This window comes from Parashewanella sp. 2304DJ23-3, from assembly GCF_056591695.1.
The window spans coordinates 275575-291060 of sequence record NZ_JBWQOH010000004.1 but is presented as its reverse complement, the minus strand read 5'-3'; the positions used below and the strand labels follow the sequence as shown (position 1 = coordinate 291060).

12 protein-coding genes and 1 other RNA gene are annotated in these 15486 nt (G+C 42.1%); 10 read left to right on the top strand and 3 right to left on the bottom strand.

What is annotated here, in order from left to right:
* Positions 1–30: 30 nt before the first annotated feature.
* Positions 31–357, bottom strand: a complete 327-nt coding sequence (locus AC1EU2_RS11120) for a YraN family protein (RefSeq protein WP_480298349.1) — start codon at positions 355–357, stop codon at positions 31–33.
* Positions 354–2177 (bottom strand): penicillin-binding protein activator, encoded by a 1824-nt coding sequence (locus AC1EU2_RS11115; protein WP_480298348.1) that lies wholly within the window; start codon positions 2175–2177, stop codon positions 354–356. Before AC1EU2_RS11115 ends, AC1EU2_RS11120 begins: the two co-directional genes overlap by 4 nt.
* A 282-nt stretch (positions 2178–2459) precedes the next feature.
* Here AC1EU2_RS11115 and rsmI point away from each other — a divergent pair, with 282 nt between their 5' ends.
* On the top strand, positions 2460–3302 hold the full coding sequence (rsmI, locus tag AC1EU2_RS11110) for a 16S rRNA (cytidine(1402)-2'-O)-methyltransferase (RefSeq protein WP_480298347.1): 843 nt from the start codon (positions 2460–2462) through the stop codon (positions 3300–3302).
* Positions 3303–3362: 60 nt separating this feature from the next.
* Here rsmI and AC1EU2_RS11105 read toward each other — a convergent pair whose 3' ends face one another.
* Positions 3363–4271, bottom strand: a complete 909-nt coding sequence (locus AC1EU2_RS11105; protein ID WP_480298346.1) for a LysR family transcriptional regulator — start codon at positions 4269–4271, stop codon at positions 3363–3365.
* A 137-nt stretch (positions 4272–4408) separates the two neighbouring features.
* On the opposite strand from AC1EU2_RS11105, the gene AC1EU2_RS11100 reads away from it, so the two are divergent.
* The 9 genes from AC1EU2_RS11100 to AC1EU2_RS11060 all read left to right on the top strand — a co-directional run bounded on the left by AC1EU2_RS11100 (position 4409) and on the right by AC1EU2_RS11060 (position 15452).
* Positions 4409–5098 carry a type 1 glutamine amidotransferase domain-containing protein gene (locus AC1EU2_RS11100; RefSeq protein WP_480298345.1) on the top strand — a complete coding sequence of 230 codons (690 nt, stop codon included), beginning with the start codon at positions 4409–4411 and terminating at the stop codon, positions 5096–5098.
* 176 nt (positions 5099–5274) lie between these two features.
* A complete protein-coding gene (locus AC1EU2_RS11095) occupies positions 5275–6432 on the top strand; it encodes an iron-containing alcohol dehydrogenase (protein ID WP_480298344.1) in 1158 nt (385 codons plus the stop codon).
* An 86-nt stretch (positions 6433–6518) separates the two neighbouring features.
* Positions 6519–7127: a glutathione S-transferase family protein gene (locus AC1EU2_RS11090; protein ID WP_480298343.1), complete on the top strand. Its 609-nt coding sequence runs from the start codon at positions 6519–6521 to the stop codon at positions 7125–7127.
* A gap of 683 nt (positions 7128–7810) precedes the next feature.
* A complete protein-coding gene (locus AC1EU2_RS11085) occupies positions 7811–9022 on the top strand; it encodes a hypothetical protein (RefSeq protein WP_480298342.1) in 1212 nt (403 codons plus the stop codon).
* A 330-nt stretch (positions 9023–9352) separates the two neighbouring features.
* Entirely contained in the window at positions 9353–9991 is a 639-nt protein-coding gene (locus tag AC1EU2_RS11080) for a TetR/AcrR family transcriptional regulator (RefSeq protein ID WP_480298341.1), read from the top strand.
* Between the two features lie 56 nt (positions 9992–10047).
* On the top strand, positions 10048–11139 hold the full coding sequence (locus tag AC1EU2_RS11075) for an efflux RND transporter periplasmic adaptor subunit (protein WP_480298340.1): 1092 nt from the start codon (positions 10048–10050) through the stop codon (positions 11137–11139).
* A 5-nt stretch (positions 11140–11144) separates the two neighbouring features.
* Entirely contained in the window at positions 11145–14285 is a 3141-nt protein-coding gene (locus AC1EU2_RS11070; RefSeq protein ID WP_480298339.1) for an efflux RND transporter permease subunit, read from the top strand.
* Positions 14286–14341: 56 nt separating this feature from the next.
* Positions 14342–14707: RNase P RNA component class A (gene rnpB, locus AC1EU2_RS11065), an RNA gene on the top strand.
* A 124-nt stretch (positions 14708–14831) separates the two neighbouring features.
* Positions 14832–15452: a phosphatase PAP2 family protein gene (locus tag AC1EU2_RS11060; protein WP_480298338.1), complete on the top strand. Its 621-nt coding sequence runs from the start codon at positions 14832–14834 to the stop codon at positions 15450–15452.
* Positions 15453–15486 lie beyond the last annotated feature (34 nt).

Sequence of the window (15486 nt, the reverse complement as noted above, 5' to 3'; positions counted from 1 at the left end):
TAAATTAACGCTATATTATCAAAGGAAACTTTAAAATGCGCCTTTAATCCATTGAATGTGACTGCCATCAATAGCAACGACATCAAATCGACACGGAGCTTGGATTCGTTTCAGTTGCAGATAATGTGCAGTCGCTTTACGTATTCGTTGCACCTGTTTGGCTGAAACGGCACTTACAGCGCCACCAAAATTAGGGTTACTTCGGTATTTTACCTCAACAAATACCCAATATTTCTGTTGGCGCATTACAAGGTCAAGCTCACCAAAAGGAAAGCGAACATTTTGCTCGACAAAGGTGAGCCCTTGTTGCTCTAAATATTGTTTGGCTTGCAGCTCTCCTTGCTGACCTTTGTTCATAGTGGCAGTAAATATCCTCTGCGGTATTTACCCCACTGCAATTGACGATCAATAACACCTTGTTCATTGACGGAAAGTAAACCGCTATCACCTTTATAATGGAACCCCGGGAAAGCGCGCATTTGAGCCAGTTTACCCACTAACTCTAATGCATCAACGCCCATCGCATATAAGCGTTGTTGGCCGTTATTCCATGTTGGCCAAAGCTTATCGACGGTACGATTATCTGGTGTGTTTTGCATAAGCCATGGGGCTTCACTGATGGTTACGCCATCATATTCTGTTTTTGAACGACGAATATCACCGTTTGGACGACTTCGGCTGGTGGTATACAGCGGAACCGGTTTAGTAAATACACTGAAGTTCACATCAATAAAAGGTTTTAATAGCGGTAAATCACGAGCACTGGCAATCATGTAAATCGCATCAATATCACGTCGAGAACGAAAATCCGCTTTCAATTTGCGGCCGACAACCGCTTTCATTTTCGCAATGCGAGCTTTACTGTCTGCTACACCCATTGCTTGTTGAACGGTGACTTTCATTTTATCGCCACTGTCATAAAAATGAACTTCGGCAGGTTGTTCTGTTAAACGTTGCCATTCTTCGTTGAACGCAGATGCCATTCGGTGACCAATATTATTATTGCTGGCAAAGATCAGTGGTGTTTTTATATTCGAACGAAACATGTGCATCGCCGCATCTACAGCTTCTTGCTGCGGCGATAATGAAAAGTAATACTGATTTTCATTCGGCGTAAATTGCTCAACTTGATTCAAATAAAGTTGAGGAACGGAGCTCGGATTTTGCGCTTGGTATTGTTTTAACTTGTTCAGGTTGCCTGGCAGCAGTGGGCCAATAACAAACTCAGCGCCTTCAGTTAACGCCTTTTGATAAGCTGCTACTGGATCTGTGGCCGTATCATAAAACTCAAGCTGCACATTTCCTTCAGGTTCTTTGAGATAACGGCTTAAAATCCCGACTCTTACTGGGTTGGCAATCTCACCTTTATCACCAGACAGTGGAAGCAACACAGCAATTTTCTTTGGCGTATAGGGTTGCGTATTCAGCGCTTTTTCTAGGTCAGAAGGCAGTTTTAATGCTGCAGGATGACTTTTGTGTTGGCGTTGCCAACGTCCTAAGTAGCTGATCAATTGATTCGGATCGGCGCCATAATGTTTGGCGATATAAGCGAGCTGTAACCAACCTGCATTTAATGGTTCAATGGCATTTTGCGCCAACTCAGCAAGTTGGTCTTGTGGGATTGGCCTCAATAAACGCCAAATATTATCGTTTACTTGATTGGCTTCTTGAGGATCAACAAATTTGCTCAATAAGCTCAATTCTGCAATTTGCTTGAGTGGCTGTTGTAGCTGTTCATATAACCACGCACGGGTTTGGTAATAGTTGTGCCACTGCCAAGTTGGTAGCTGCCATTGAGAAGTGTATTTAAGCTGACTTAATGCTTCGCCGTATTGCTTGCGTTTTAAAAGTACCTTAGCGGACAAGTAACGATACTGGGCTTGGATTGTCGGCGATGCACTTAAGTTTTGAGACAAACGCTGTAAAATTTCTTCAGCGGCTTCCGTCTGATTATCATTCAAGTGTGCTTTAACGGAGAGCAACAACAGCTTGTCTTTTTGTTGTTTAGAGTTGGTGTCGTTGGCCTGCTTCAAATAGCTTTGTGCGGAAAGCGTTGCAGCTTCCATTGAAACCGGTTGGTTCGAGCTCGGTCTATTTGGCGTCGAGTTACAAGCAAATAATAGGAAGCTGCTTAACAAGATTGGGGTAAACTTTTTCAACGTTTTGCTTTTCAACACAGATTCACTCTCTGTTATTTCATACCATTCGTACCAATTACCTATCTTATAAATTCAACATTTTCATTGTCACTTCTGCGTTGCAATTACTCACCATGGCTACGGCCATGATTCGCAATTGCGCCTTGCACTGACTTCGAAAATGTTCCCTAATAAACTAGTTAATCGGTGTGAATGGTATTAGAATTCAGTTTTTGCAGCTTTTACACTGTCTCAATTGCAGATAGTTTAACCTGCTCTTATCTTTGGCGAAAGTCTGTTATTCGTATTATTGAGGACTCCATGGAACACGCAGTAGCGCTTTATATCGTGCCGACACCTATCGGCAACCTTGAAGATCTAACCCCAAGGGCGCTTGAGGTTCTCAATCAAGTGAGCTTAATCGCATGTGAGGATACTCGTCATAGCGGTAAATTATTGAAGCACTTTGGTGTGAGCACTAAAACTATCGCCATTCATGATCATAATGAGCGAGATCGTGCTGCAGGTGTTGTCGAAAAACTAAAGAATGGCGGTTCAATTGCGTTAATCTCAGATGCTGGTACACCGTTAATTTCAGACCCTGGCTATCATTTGGTTAACTATGTGCGTGAAGCGGGATTTGATGTCATTCCTTTGCCGGGCGCCTGTGCTGCAATTACTGCATTGAGTGGCTCGGGGTTACCATCGGATCGCTTTTCGTTCGAAGGTTTTTTACCTGCGAAAGAGAAGGGCAGAACAGATAAGCTTAAGGCATTAGTCAATGACCCTCGTACGCTAATTTTTTACGAATCACCACATCGTATTATCCAAAGCTTACAGTCGATGTTGACTAGCTTTGGTGCTGACCGTCAAATGGTCATGGCACGTGAACTTACCAAAACGTTTGAGACTTTTTTATCTGGAACGGTAGAAGAAGTACTGAACAAAGTTGAGTCTGACTCAAATCAGCAACGCGGTGAAATGGTACTGATGATTCATGGTGCAGAAACTGCGGTTCAAGATGCTTTACCTGCTGAATCTATCGAAACCCTGAAAATTCTTTGCACTGAATTGCCATTAAAGAAAGCATCAGCTTTAACCGCACAAATTCATGGTTTGAAGAAAAATGCGCTCTATAAGCATGGTTTAGAACTCGGCTTATAATTCTTTATTTTTCATTCTACATTTGAAACGTATGCACCCATTTGCTGCATACGTTTCAATTTAACGCACAGCCGTTTCAGGCCTTGAAAAGTGCGCTTTCAAATAATCGATCAGTAGACGTATTTTTTTAGAATCCGCATTTCCGGGGGGAAACACACCAAAGACCTTAATGTCTCTCATGGTGTAATCGTCTAATACTGATACCAGTGTACCGTTTTCAATTTTAGGTTTGGCATCATAAACGGGAATACGAGCAAGCCCATGCCCACCCTCAACAAATGCGGTTCTTGCCGAAGCATTATTGGTTTGAATTGTGCCGTTCATTTCAATGCTAAATGAACGACTGCCTTTGGTTAACTCAAGCGCTGATGACGTTAGCTTATAGACTACCCATTGATGCTGATTTAAGTCCGTTGGGTGTTTAGGGAAACCAAACTTTTTAAAGTAAGAGGGTGAACCACATAAGCAGGTTTTAAGCGTCGACAGCTGAGTGGCTTGTAAACCTGAATCTGCCAGTGGTGCGCCACGTATTGCCAGATCAATGCCTTCTTTCATGATATTGACGACTTCATCGGTCAACATGACGTCGAGTTCAATTTTAGGGTAAAGACTTCTAAAATCATTAAGCGCAGGAACAATGGTTTGTAATCCGATGTTCACTGGGCAGGTGATCTTAATCAAGCCAACAGGTTCGTGTTTCAGGTTTTCGATTTGTTGATTCGCAGCAGACGCTTGCTCGGCAATCGTTCGGCAGTATTGATAATAATCGTTTCCGGCTTCGGTGAGCGATAAAGTGCGAGTGGAGCGATTCAGTAACTTGATGCCTAACTGGGTCTCAAGCTTTTTAATGTGGTAACTGACCACCGCCCTCGATAACCCGATGTGTTTGGCTGCACCACTTAGCGTGCCTTGTTCAATGACGTGTGAAAACACCACCATACTTTTCAGTTGCTCAAAAGAAATATTCACCGATCATCTCCAACGTTCTCATCGCTTCATTGTATTAAATTTTGATACAAAGATATCGATTTTATCTGCATTATCCTTATTAATATACTGCTGTAGACTGTCTGACAAATAATTACTTCAAATGATTAGAGGTCAATATGAGTGCAAAGAAAGTATTAATGGTATTAACGTCACACGATACTTTAGGTAATAGCGGAGAAAAAACAGGATTTTGGATTGAAGAGTTTGCCTCTCCTTATTACACATTCATTGATGCAGGCTTTCAAGTAACACTTGCTTCTCCGGCTGGTGGTCAAGCGCCTATTGACCCTAAAAGTGAATTAGAAGATTTTCAAACAGTGTCAACGCATCGATTTGATGAAGACAAAACAGCACAACAAGCGGTGATGAATACCCATGTGCTATCGACGATCGATCAACAACAATTCGATGCTGTTTTTTATCCGGGTGGTCATGGGCCATTATGGGATCTGACTGAGAATCAAACGTCCATTGAATTAATCGAGCAGTTTTTAGCAGCACAAAAACCAGTAGCCGCGGTTTGTCATGCAACCGCAGCGTTATTAAACGTGAAAGACGCAAGCGGTGAGTTCGCCATTAAAGGTAAAGCGGTTTCTGGTTTCACAAACACTGAAGAAGCAGCGGTTCAGCTTACTGATATCGTGCCATTTTTGCTGGAAGATGAACTGGTAAAACGAGGCGCTGATTATCAAAAGGTAGAGGATTGGAGTGCGTTAGCAGTACAAGATGGGCTGATCATTTCAGGTCAAAACCCAGCGAGCTCAGAGTTAGTGGCGAAAAAATTAGTTCAACAAATTATTAGGTAAGTACCTGAAGATAAATTTCTTAAGATTTTATCGTGCCCATATTCAGCACTCTACAGCGTTGCAACTCCTTGCCATAGTTACGGCTATGACTCGTCATTGCGCCTTGTATTTCGCTAAATCTGAACACGATAATTTTCAAAGAACTTATCGTCAGGTACTCAATTGAGGATATCACTTTGTTAAATTTCACATTTCAAAATCCAACTAAAATCCATTTCGGTGAAGATCAAATCAAGATGATCGCAACTGAGATCCCTGCAAATGCAAAAGTACTGCTTGTGTATGGTGGTGGCTCAATAAAACAAAATGGTGTGTACGATCAAGTAGTAAAAGCACTGTCTGAACACACGTGGTTTGAATTCTCTGGTATTGAGCCAAACCCAAAATACGACACGCTAATGAAAGCGCAGCAGTTGATTAAGCAACATGATGTGGATTACCTATTAGCTGTGGGTGGTGGTTCCGTGGTTGATGGCTGTAAGTTCATTGCCGCTGCAGCATTATTTAACGGTGACGATCCGTGGGATATTCTAGCAAAACAAACGCCTATCACTGATGCATTGCCAATGGGTGCAGTACTCACACTTCCTGCAACAGGTTCTGAAAGTAATGGTAACTCAGTTGTGACTCGTGACGGTCACAAACTGCCATTCTCAAGCCCGATTGTGCGCCCTCAATTCGCAGTATTGGATCCAAAGGTGACGTTATCGCTGTCTGATCGCCAAATCAGTAACGGTGTTATCGACGCATTTGTTCACACCATTGAGCAATACCTGACTTACAGTGTTAATGCGAAAGTACAAGACCGATTTGCAGAAGGGTTACTACAAACCTTAATCGAAGAAGGGCCTAAAGCGCTTGTTGCAGAAAGCAAAGAAGACTTAGACGTTCGTGCTAACATCATGTGGTCAGCCACCATGGCCTTGAACGGACTTATCGGGGCTGGTGTGCCACAGGATTGGTCAACGCACATGATTGGGCACGAGTTAACGGGTGGCTTTGGCATTGATCACGCACGAACCTTGTCTATCGTGTTACCAGCGGTTATGAAAGTGAAGCGCCAAGAAAAGCGTGAAAAACTGGTTCAGTATGCTGAGCGTGTATGGCAACTTACCGATGAAGATGAAACCGTAAAAATTGATAAAGCCATCGCAAAAACAGAAGCATTCTTTAAACAAATGGACGTACCGACACGACTTTCAGACGTGAACATCAGTGAAAAAGACATTGATGATTTAGTGAGTATGCTAGAGCAGCACGGAATGGTCGCACTGGGTGAACACAGCGACATTACTTTAGCCGTCAGCAAGCAGATTTTAGAGCAAGCTCTATAACCTTAGACGACATTAAATTGCGCAAAGTATTCTGAATTGGAGTGCTTTGCGATTCTTGTTTTCTCAATATCTAAATCGAGATCTTCATGATAACAGTCCATCATTTAAATCAGTCTCGCTCTAAACGTGTTTTATGGTTACTGGAAGAGTTGAATCTTCCTTATCAATTAGTGAACCATCAACGTGATCCAATTACTCAATTAGCACCAGACAGCTTAAAAGCCATTCATCCGTTGGCGAAAGCGCCAGTCATTGTTGACGGTGATATTACCTTGTGTGAATCAGGTGCCATTATGGAGTACATTTTAAATCAAAATGAACGTGGGTCACTTCGTCCTCAAGCGAACTCAGCTGAATATTATGCGTATTTAGAATGGCTGCACTTTGCAGAAGGTTCTCTTAGTTTACCCGTCATTTCCACTTTGTTTATGCAAATGGAAACACGGGACGGCAGCCAAGCCATGGATCACTATATTGGCAAAGAAGTCGCGCTAGACTTCGGTTATATCGAAGCCACGTTAGAGAACAACCCTTTCTTTGCAGGCGAAAGCTTCACCGCAGCAGACATCATGATGACGTTTACATTAGAAGTCGCACATCGATTAGGTTTACTGGAAAACCGCCCGAATACTCTGGCTTATCTTGAGCTAGTACAGAGTCGAGAAGCTTATAAAAAAGCAGCGAGTTTTGGGTGAGTCGGTTTGTTTAAGATTAACTTTTTGCATCTTAGGTTTTTTGATCTTTCGTGATTGTTTTTGCAGCGAAAAACTGGTTATTTTATGCAAGGCAGCGCTTGTGCGGTTTGGTGATTACCGACATATAAATCTGTCGTTACTTCGTTTCCAAATAAACAAGCGATAACGTAGCACTTTTTATTTTGAAATAGCGACCAATTTTCGCTTTCTCTTTTACTTGAAGGACGGTGCTCATAATCTTCCTCTTGTGTTGTGGTAACTAAAGGGTAGTTGAGTTACTGTCCTTCATAGTTTTTAGTGTCGTCGGGTGATAGAGATTTATATCCAACTACTGCTATTTCTAAATATGCTTTATTTTTGGCTTAAGAAACTTTCTGATAAGCCTTTTCTATCAAGCTTTTAAACATCGTTTAATGATTTTAAGAACCAGTCTATGATTTTGGGATAGTTCCTTAAGAAAAGAACTGGAGGGAGAATGCCTTTATAATTACTCAACCAGATTTACTTTGATTAAGTTAAATTAATAATAAAGCTAACTCTAGTCAATGTGACCTACTTTATAATACACGAGTGTCAATTTACTAATTGCTGCCTCTACGATGCCTGCTTCTACGCCACCTTCATCAATGCTCCCTGTGGGACGCTATGATATTCAATGGGATAGTGGGAGGCGTGAGATACAATTGTGGAAACAACAAAAAATTAAAGACGACATTGTTCTAGGTGGTAATTGGCAAAAAGTGGTGTTTAGTTTCTCTGATGAGAAATGCGCTCCATCAAAAAGATCTTACGAACGATGTTTTGAAGTTAAAAAAGTAAAAATGCCAGATGGTCGTCAAAGCTTCCTTATCCGTGAATCGAGCCGAGTCAAACGTCTGTTACCAGACTTCCTATTTAAATCTAAATATAGAATTGCACTTGATAATGATTTTGATGTTGACTGCGAAAGCCAACCAGTAGCTCAAACTCATAATGAAACAGTAGATAAGGTAAAAGCGCTAACCTGTTGCATTCCAGAAGCGAAATGGAATAAAGGCATCGATACAGAATGTGCTGATATTGGAGCGGCTCGACGCGATACAGAATTTAGAACCGTTAAAGGTAATAAAACAGATAAAGTTACTACCCTTGATTTTGATACTCAGTGCAATCCAGATTTGTTAGCGAAATGTCGAGTGAGTGATATTCACACCTCAATCCAGGTTCCTATTGCAATCAGAAAGCCTGAATGTAGACGATTAAGAATGGAAGCTGTGATGAGTGTGGCTGATATTGGGGGAGCCGTTAATGTTTCAAAACCCATTTTTGTATTTGATATTGATGAAACATTGGTGCAAAAAACAAAACACTCGAATGGTATTAAGAGTTCTGAAGCGGTTGAGAAAAATATTAATACTCATTTAGCTAATTTAAAAAAAAGATTTCCTAATGCTCATATTATTGCCGTCTCACACGGAAAAGGAGCTAAGGAAAAGCTGAATTTTGCGAATATCAAAGATATTTTTAATGCCATATACACGCCGGAAAATGCAAGTTCAGAGCCTGGAGTAAAGTTTGATAAAAGCAAGGTCATAAAACAGTATATGCGAGAACAAAGATTGCAAAATAGTTATGTGGTGTTTATTGATGACAGTATTGAAAATCATCAAAAAGTTGCAAATGGATTTAACGGAAAGCGTGTGCAGCATTTTTTATTTTTGGGCGCAACAGACGATAAAACAAAAGTATTAAGAGATGGGTATGATTCAAATTCTCAGTTGTTTGATGAAGATGAACATGCTCTGTTTTGTTATAACCTTCATAAGGCTTTAGAGGAAATACAAAAAAAATTAGCAATCAAACAAAAGCGGATGGCCTTTAAAAGAGACTATGCAGCCTTTTCAAAAGGGAGATAATAGAGCCAGTCAAGTCAAGACTCATATGTATAAGTACAGGCAATGGTGTGTGCGACATGGGAACAACTCATAGTAAGAGTATATCAGCATGATGTGCAACGGCACGATCTAAAGTATTCTTATAACTTTATCCATCCTTATTCTCTTTTGAAAACTCATCAATGAACTTATTGCTTGCTTAAGCGATTCAAGTCTTAAAGCAGGTGATTTTTTTATAAAAGAAGTCAACTTTACAATTTAGATCCCACAAGATTTGAATTTCTTCTCTATAGAATATAATCTGTTTTTAATTGTGTGACTAATAGTCACAAAATGACTTTGAGTCACAAAATGACAGAAATTGAATTAACTCGTAAACAAAAAGCATTTGCTCAACGAGAGCAAGACATCATTGATGCTGCCCTTATTCTGCTTAGTGGTGATGATTGGCAGTCCACTACAGTCGAGCAAATTGCTAAAAAGGCTGAAATTGGAAAAGGCACTGTTTATAAGCATTTTGCATCAAAAGAAGAGATCTATGCACAGATCACTTTGGATCATTGTAAAGTCCCATTAGCCCTCATGAGACAAGTAAATTATGAGAGTGGCATTTTGTCGGGCTTGCAAAAAATCATTGAAGCATCATTGTTTAACGCAGTGAATAACCCCGTATCAGCCAAGATCACTCACTATTGCCACAGTTCTGATTTTAAAAATCGACTGACAAATAAATACGCCACAGCGTTTGAAGAGTTTGATCAAGAGTGCGATCAAATGATCGTCAAGCTGTTGCAAGCAGGTATAGACAAGGGTGAGCTGCCTAAGCAACCTATTGAAGAACTCGTCATTGCCATGCATACCTGTTTTCACGGTGTATTAGCCATGGTGTGGGATGGTCACATCAAAGAGTTTAACAACGTAAAACAAGACGATTTTATACGCATTACTACTCGATTCATGATTGCAGGTGCGTTGGGGTATCAAAAATAGGTAGTCGCTTCACGTTTAAAAAATAACGGAATTAACAAATTATAACTGGGACTCAGATGTTTAAATCGAAAAAAAGCTCATTGATCATAGCTTCAATTCTCGCTGTGGGTGCCTTAACTTGGCTCGCCACAGGCAACATTGCTGGTAGTCAGTCATCGGTGTCGGCGAAAGCTGAGAATACCAACACTAAAATCCCTGATTTATTTAAAGTTCAAGTGGCTGAGTTTATCGCAGCGCCATTAGTGAACAGCATTCATTTACAAGGGCAAATCGAAGCATACCGCCGCATTCAAATTAAATCAGAAACCAGCGGGCTGGTGGAAGAAAAACTGGCAAAGAAAGGCGACGTACTCAAAAAGGGCGAGCAATTGCTGCAAATTCAGTTGAATCATAAATTGCTTGAACTTGATTATGCCAAAGCTCAGTTATTGGCAAGAGAAGCCGATCTTGAAGCCAGCCAGCGTTTGATGAAATCAAAAATGGTGTCGTCGAATCAACATAAACAAACTCAAGCGGAACTCGCACAAGCCAAAGCACGGGTAAAGCAGCTTAATATTGATATTCAACATACTAAAATCACTGCCGCTTTTGACGGTGTGCTTAATGACATTCAAGTCGATAAAGGTGACTATTTATCGGCAGGCGATCCGATTGCAACATTGGTGGATAACACCAGTTTGATTATCACTGCCAACGTACCGCAAGCCTTAGTTCATAAATTACATTTAGGGTTGCCAATAAAAGCGGAATTGATTGGTGGTCGAGTGTTAAAAGGCGAGCTGACCTTTATCTCTAACGATGCCGACCCACAAACTCGAACTTTCAGAGTTGAGTCTCGTATTAACAACCTAAAAAACATGCCTGCGTTTGGTCAAAGTGCATCGATTACGCTGGATGTTGATCCTGAACTCGCTCATCAATTGCCGAATTCATTATTGGATCTTTCAACCGAAGGTACGCTGCAAGTTAAGGCGGTGGATGACAATGACATGGTGATCAATATGCCTGTCGAAATCATCCGTTCGCAAAACGCAGGCACGTTTGTGAATGGGTTACCAAAATCCGTTCGGTTAATCACGGTTGGTCAAGGTTTCGTTAAAGCGGGACAAGTGGTGATCCCAGAGCTTGAAGCAGCAAGCGGGGAATAATCGCAATGAATACAATTATTAATTGGGCGATGAACCACGCCCGAGCTGTGATGGTGTTCCTTGCCTTCATTTTATTGAGCGGGCTGGTGGCGTATAACTCCATTCCTCGTGAATCACAGCCTGATATTGCCATCCCTATTATTTATGTGTCGATGTCGCACGAAGGGATCTCGTCCTCAGATGCAGAGCGCTTACTCATTCGGCCGATGGAAAAAGAGCTGCGTACCATTGAGGGCGTAAAAGAAATGACCGCCGTGGCTTCGGAAGGTCATGCCTCTGTGCAACTTGAATTTGATGCGGGTTTTGATGGTGATAAAGCGCTGTTAGATGTGCGTGAAAAAGTTGACCGTGCTAAAGCGAAACTGCCTCAAGGTGGTGAAGAGCCAGAGGTGCATGAGGTGAACGTTGCGCTGTTCCCGATCCTGTCGTTGAGTCTTTCTGGCCCCATTCCTGAGCGTCAGCTGTTGAGAATGGCTCGTGATTTAAAAGACGAAATTGAAGCCCTGCCAGAAGTGCTTGAAGTCGATATTGGCGGTGATAGAGAAGAAGTCTTAGAAGTTATTGTTGACCCTCTGATCTTAGAAACGTACCAAATCGATTTTCAAACGGTTGTGAATAGCATCAGTCGTAATAACCAATTGGTGGCTGCAGGCGCACTGGATAATGGTGACGGGCGCATGGTCGTTAAAGTGCCGGGTGTTATCGAAAATATCGATGACATGTTGTCATTGCCGATAAAAACTGTGGGTCGTACCGTGGTGACGTTTGGTGATGTCGCCAGTGTTCGCAGAACCTTTAAAGATGCACCCAGTTTTGCCCGAGTGAATGGTCAAAGTGCGATTTCACTTGAAGTCTCTAAGCGTGTTGGTTCAAACATCATCAGTACCATCGAGCAAGTGAAAGCCATTGTGGCACAACGCCAAACAATTTGGCCGCAAAGCGTGCAACTGGATTACATTCTTGATCAATCTGGTCAAATTGAAACCATGCTGGCGGATTTACAGAACAACGTGGTCAGTGCGATTATCATGGTGATGATCGTAATCGTAGCCGCATTAGGTATTCGTTCATCATTGCTCGTTGGTCTTGCGATCCCAGCTTCATTTTTAGCTGGGATTTTAGTGATTTATTGGATCGGTTTTACACTCAACATTGTAGTGTTATTCAGCCTCATTTTAGTGGTTGGTATGTTGGTGGATGGCGCCATTGTGGTGACGGAGCTTGCCAACCGATACGCCACTGAGGGCTTAAGTTCTAAACAAGCCTTTGGTCTGGCGGCTAAGCGTATGAGCTGGCCAATTATCGCATCAACAGCAACAACATTAGCGGTATTCGTGCCGTTAGTGGGGTGGCCGGGAACGGTCGGTGAGTTCATGAAGTTCTTACCGATAACGGTGATGATTTGTTTGCTGGCGTCATTGCTGGTGGCTTTGGTGTTTTTGCCAGTATTGGGCGCCGTACTAGGCGGAAGTAAAGGTAATAAACAAGAACAAGACATTAATCAGTCAGACATTGAAGCAACCACGATTAAGCAAAATACGTGGTATTCAAGAACGCTCAAGCTTGGTTTATCTCACCCTGCAAAAGTACTGGGGCTTGCAATGATGACCATCATTTTGAGCTACATCAGTTATTTTTCTTTCGGCTTAGGTACGGAGTTCTTCCCCGAAGTGGAACCTGAAACAGCACAAGTGTTGGTGCATGCCCGTGGCGATCTATCCGTTTATGAAAAAGACGCTTTGCTTAAAAAAGTGGAAGACCGTTTACAGGGGATGAGTGAGCTTAAATCTCTATACGCTCGTTCATTCAACAAACCAGACAATAAGTTTGCCACCGATGTAGTTGGTGCCATTCAATTTGAATTTGTCGATTGGAAACAACGCCGAAAGGCATCGAGTATTTTGGCGCAAATGGAACAAATGACGGCTGACATAGCTGGGGTGAAACTTGAGTTCCGTGGTCAAGAAAATGGCCCAACACAAGGTAAGCCGATTCAACTGCAAGTGAGTGGTATTAGCCAAGATAATATTTACCAAGTGGTGTCTGAAATTCGCAGAACTATGGATTCGCTTGGTGGGTTTAAAGATGCCGAGGACAACCGTCCGTTACCGGGTATTGATTGGCAAGTGAAAATTAACCGAGAAGCCGCCGCTCAGTATGGTGCCGACGTGACGCTGATTGGCAGTGCGATTCAAATGATGACACGTGGTTATAAAGTCACAGAATATCGCCCAGATGATGCAATTGAAGAAGTCGACATTGTGATTCGATTTCCACAGCAACAGCGGCATTTAGATGAGTTTGTAAACTTTAACCTGCAAACTCCGAATGGGCCTGTACCGCTATCGAACTTTGTTACGCTTACACCTGTAGCGAAAACGGGCACCATTAATCGTGTGGATGCCAAGCGGGTGATTACGGTTCAAGCAGATGCGGCGGAAGGGTACTTAGTCAGTGAACGTTTAGAAGCATTGCAAGCAGAAATGGCGACTAAAACCTTTCCGTTAGATGTGCGTGTTGCCGCTAAAGGTGACTCAAAAGAGCAGCAAGAAACGGGCATGTTCCTGATGACGGCATTCTTAATCGCCATTTTTGCGATGCTGATGATTTTATTGGTTCAATTTAACAGTTTTTACCAAAGCTTCTTGGTACTGAGTGCCATTGTGTTCTCAACGTCTGGTGTATTGCTGGGATTATTGATTGCTCAACAACCATTTGGTGTAGTGATGGTCGGGTTAGGTATTGTCGCCTTGGCGGGGATTGTGGTGAACAACAATATTGTATTGATTGACACCTACAATTCATTACGTAAATCAGGGCATCGAGCTTTTGATGCAGCGTTGATTACGGGGCAATTACGTTTCCGTCCTGTACTGCTGACAGCGGGCACAACTGTATTAGGGCTGATACCTATGGTGATGTCGATGAACATTGATTTTGTAAATCGTGAAGTGGCGTTTGGTGCACCATCAACACAGTGGTGGACGCAACTTTCTAGTGCCATTGCTGGTGGTTTAGGTTTTGCTACTGTGCTGACATTATTTCTGACACCATGCTTGTTGGTGTTAGGTGCAAATATTTCTGATTGGTGGCAAGTGATAAAGCCACGACTTTTCAGAAAATTGGCTCTATCGCAGAAATCGTAAATAAAAGGAAATAAGCGGTGGTGTACTCATACTGAGTTGGGTATAATCGCCGCCCTGAGTTGGCCGAGACAATCGCCGCGTTGCTTTTATGAGTAACGGGGAGGAAAGTCCGGGCTCCGAAGAGCAGGGTGCCAGATAACGTCTGGGCGGCGTGAGCCGACGACAAGTGCAGCAGAGAGGATACCGCCAGATACTTGTATTTGGTAAGGGTGAAAGGGTGCGGTAAGAGCGCACCGGGCCACTGGTAACAGTTGGTCGCAAGGTAAACTCCACCCGGAGCAAGATCAAATAGGGTTCCATATGGCGTGGCTCGCGTTGGAACCGGGTAGATTGCTTGAGCCTGTGAGCGATTGCAGGCCTAGACGAATGATTGTCGCTCTCGTAAGAGAGAACAGAACCCGGCTTATGCGGCCAACTCAGACCTTTTCTTTTTTATTATCTCGAATATTACCGCTTTCATAACCGCAGTCATTCATGTCTGTACTATACTTTTTTCAATTGATACTTGCTTTGTGCAAGGGAAAATTGAAGGAGAGGAAAGAGAGCATGGAAATCAAATATTTTAATATTTTAGCAAGCGTATTTCTTTTTTTTACTATCATCGGGTATTTCTTTCTCGATAAATCGATTGCGCTTTATTTCCTGCATAATTTTTCAGATGCTGAGACTACCCAATTTTCACATAAACTTGCTTCATGGACATCGTCTAAAAAGATTTGTTTTTTAGGGTTGTTTATATGTGCAATAACATTCATTCAATTACTTAAAAACAAAATAAACCTTACGCATCCACTTGTTCGAATTTCAGCCATCTACGCTTTATCGATAGCCATTGTTTTCGTCATAAAAGGTGTCATCGCTCGTTATCGACCTGAGCTGTTCTTCTCTGATGACCTGTATGGCTTCCACTTTTTTAGTGCGAAGCATGCTTTTACTTCAATGCCTTCAGGTCATGGAATAACGGCATTTACCTTATTACTTATTCCTGGAATGTTCTTATGGTGTAAAAATAAATTGTTGAGCATCATATTTATTTTTTGTGGGCTCTTCTTGGCATTCAGTCGTATTTTAACGACGGACCATTATTTTTCTGATGTGGTATTTAGCTTTGCGATAGGGAGTTATGTCGCTGGATATATATTCTCAAAAGTTCCAACTCAGGAATGATCGTGTTAAATAATTAACTTACGTAACGTTGAGG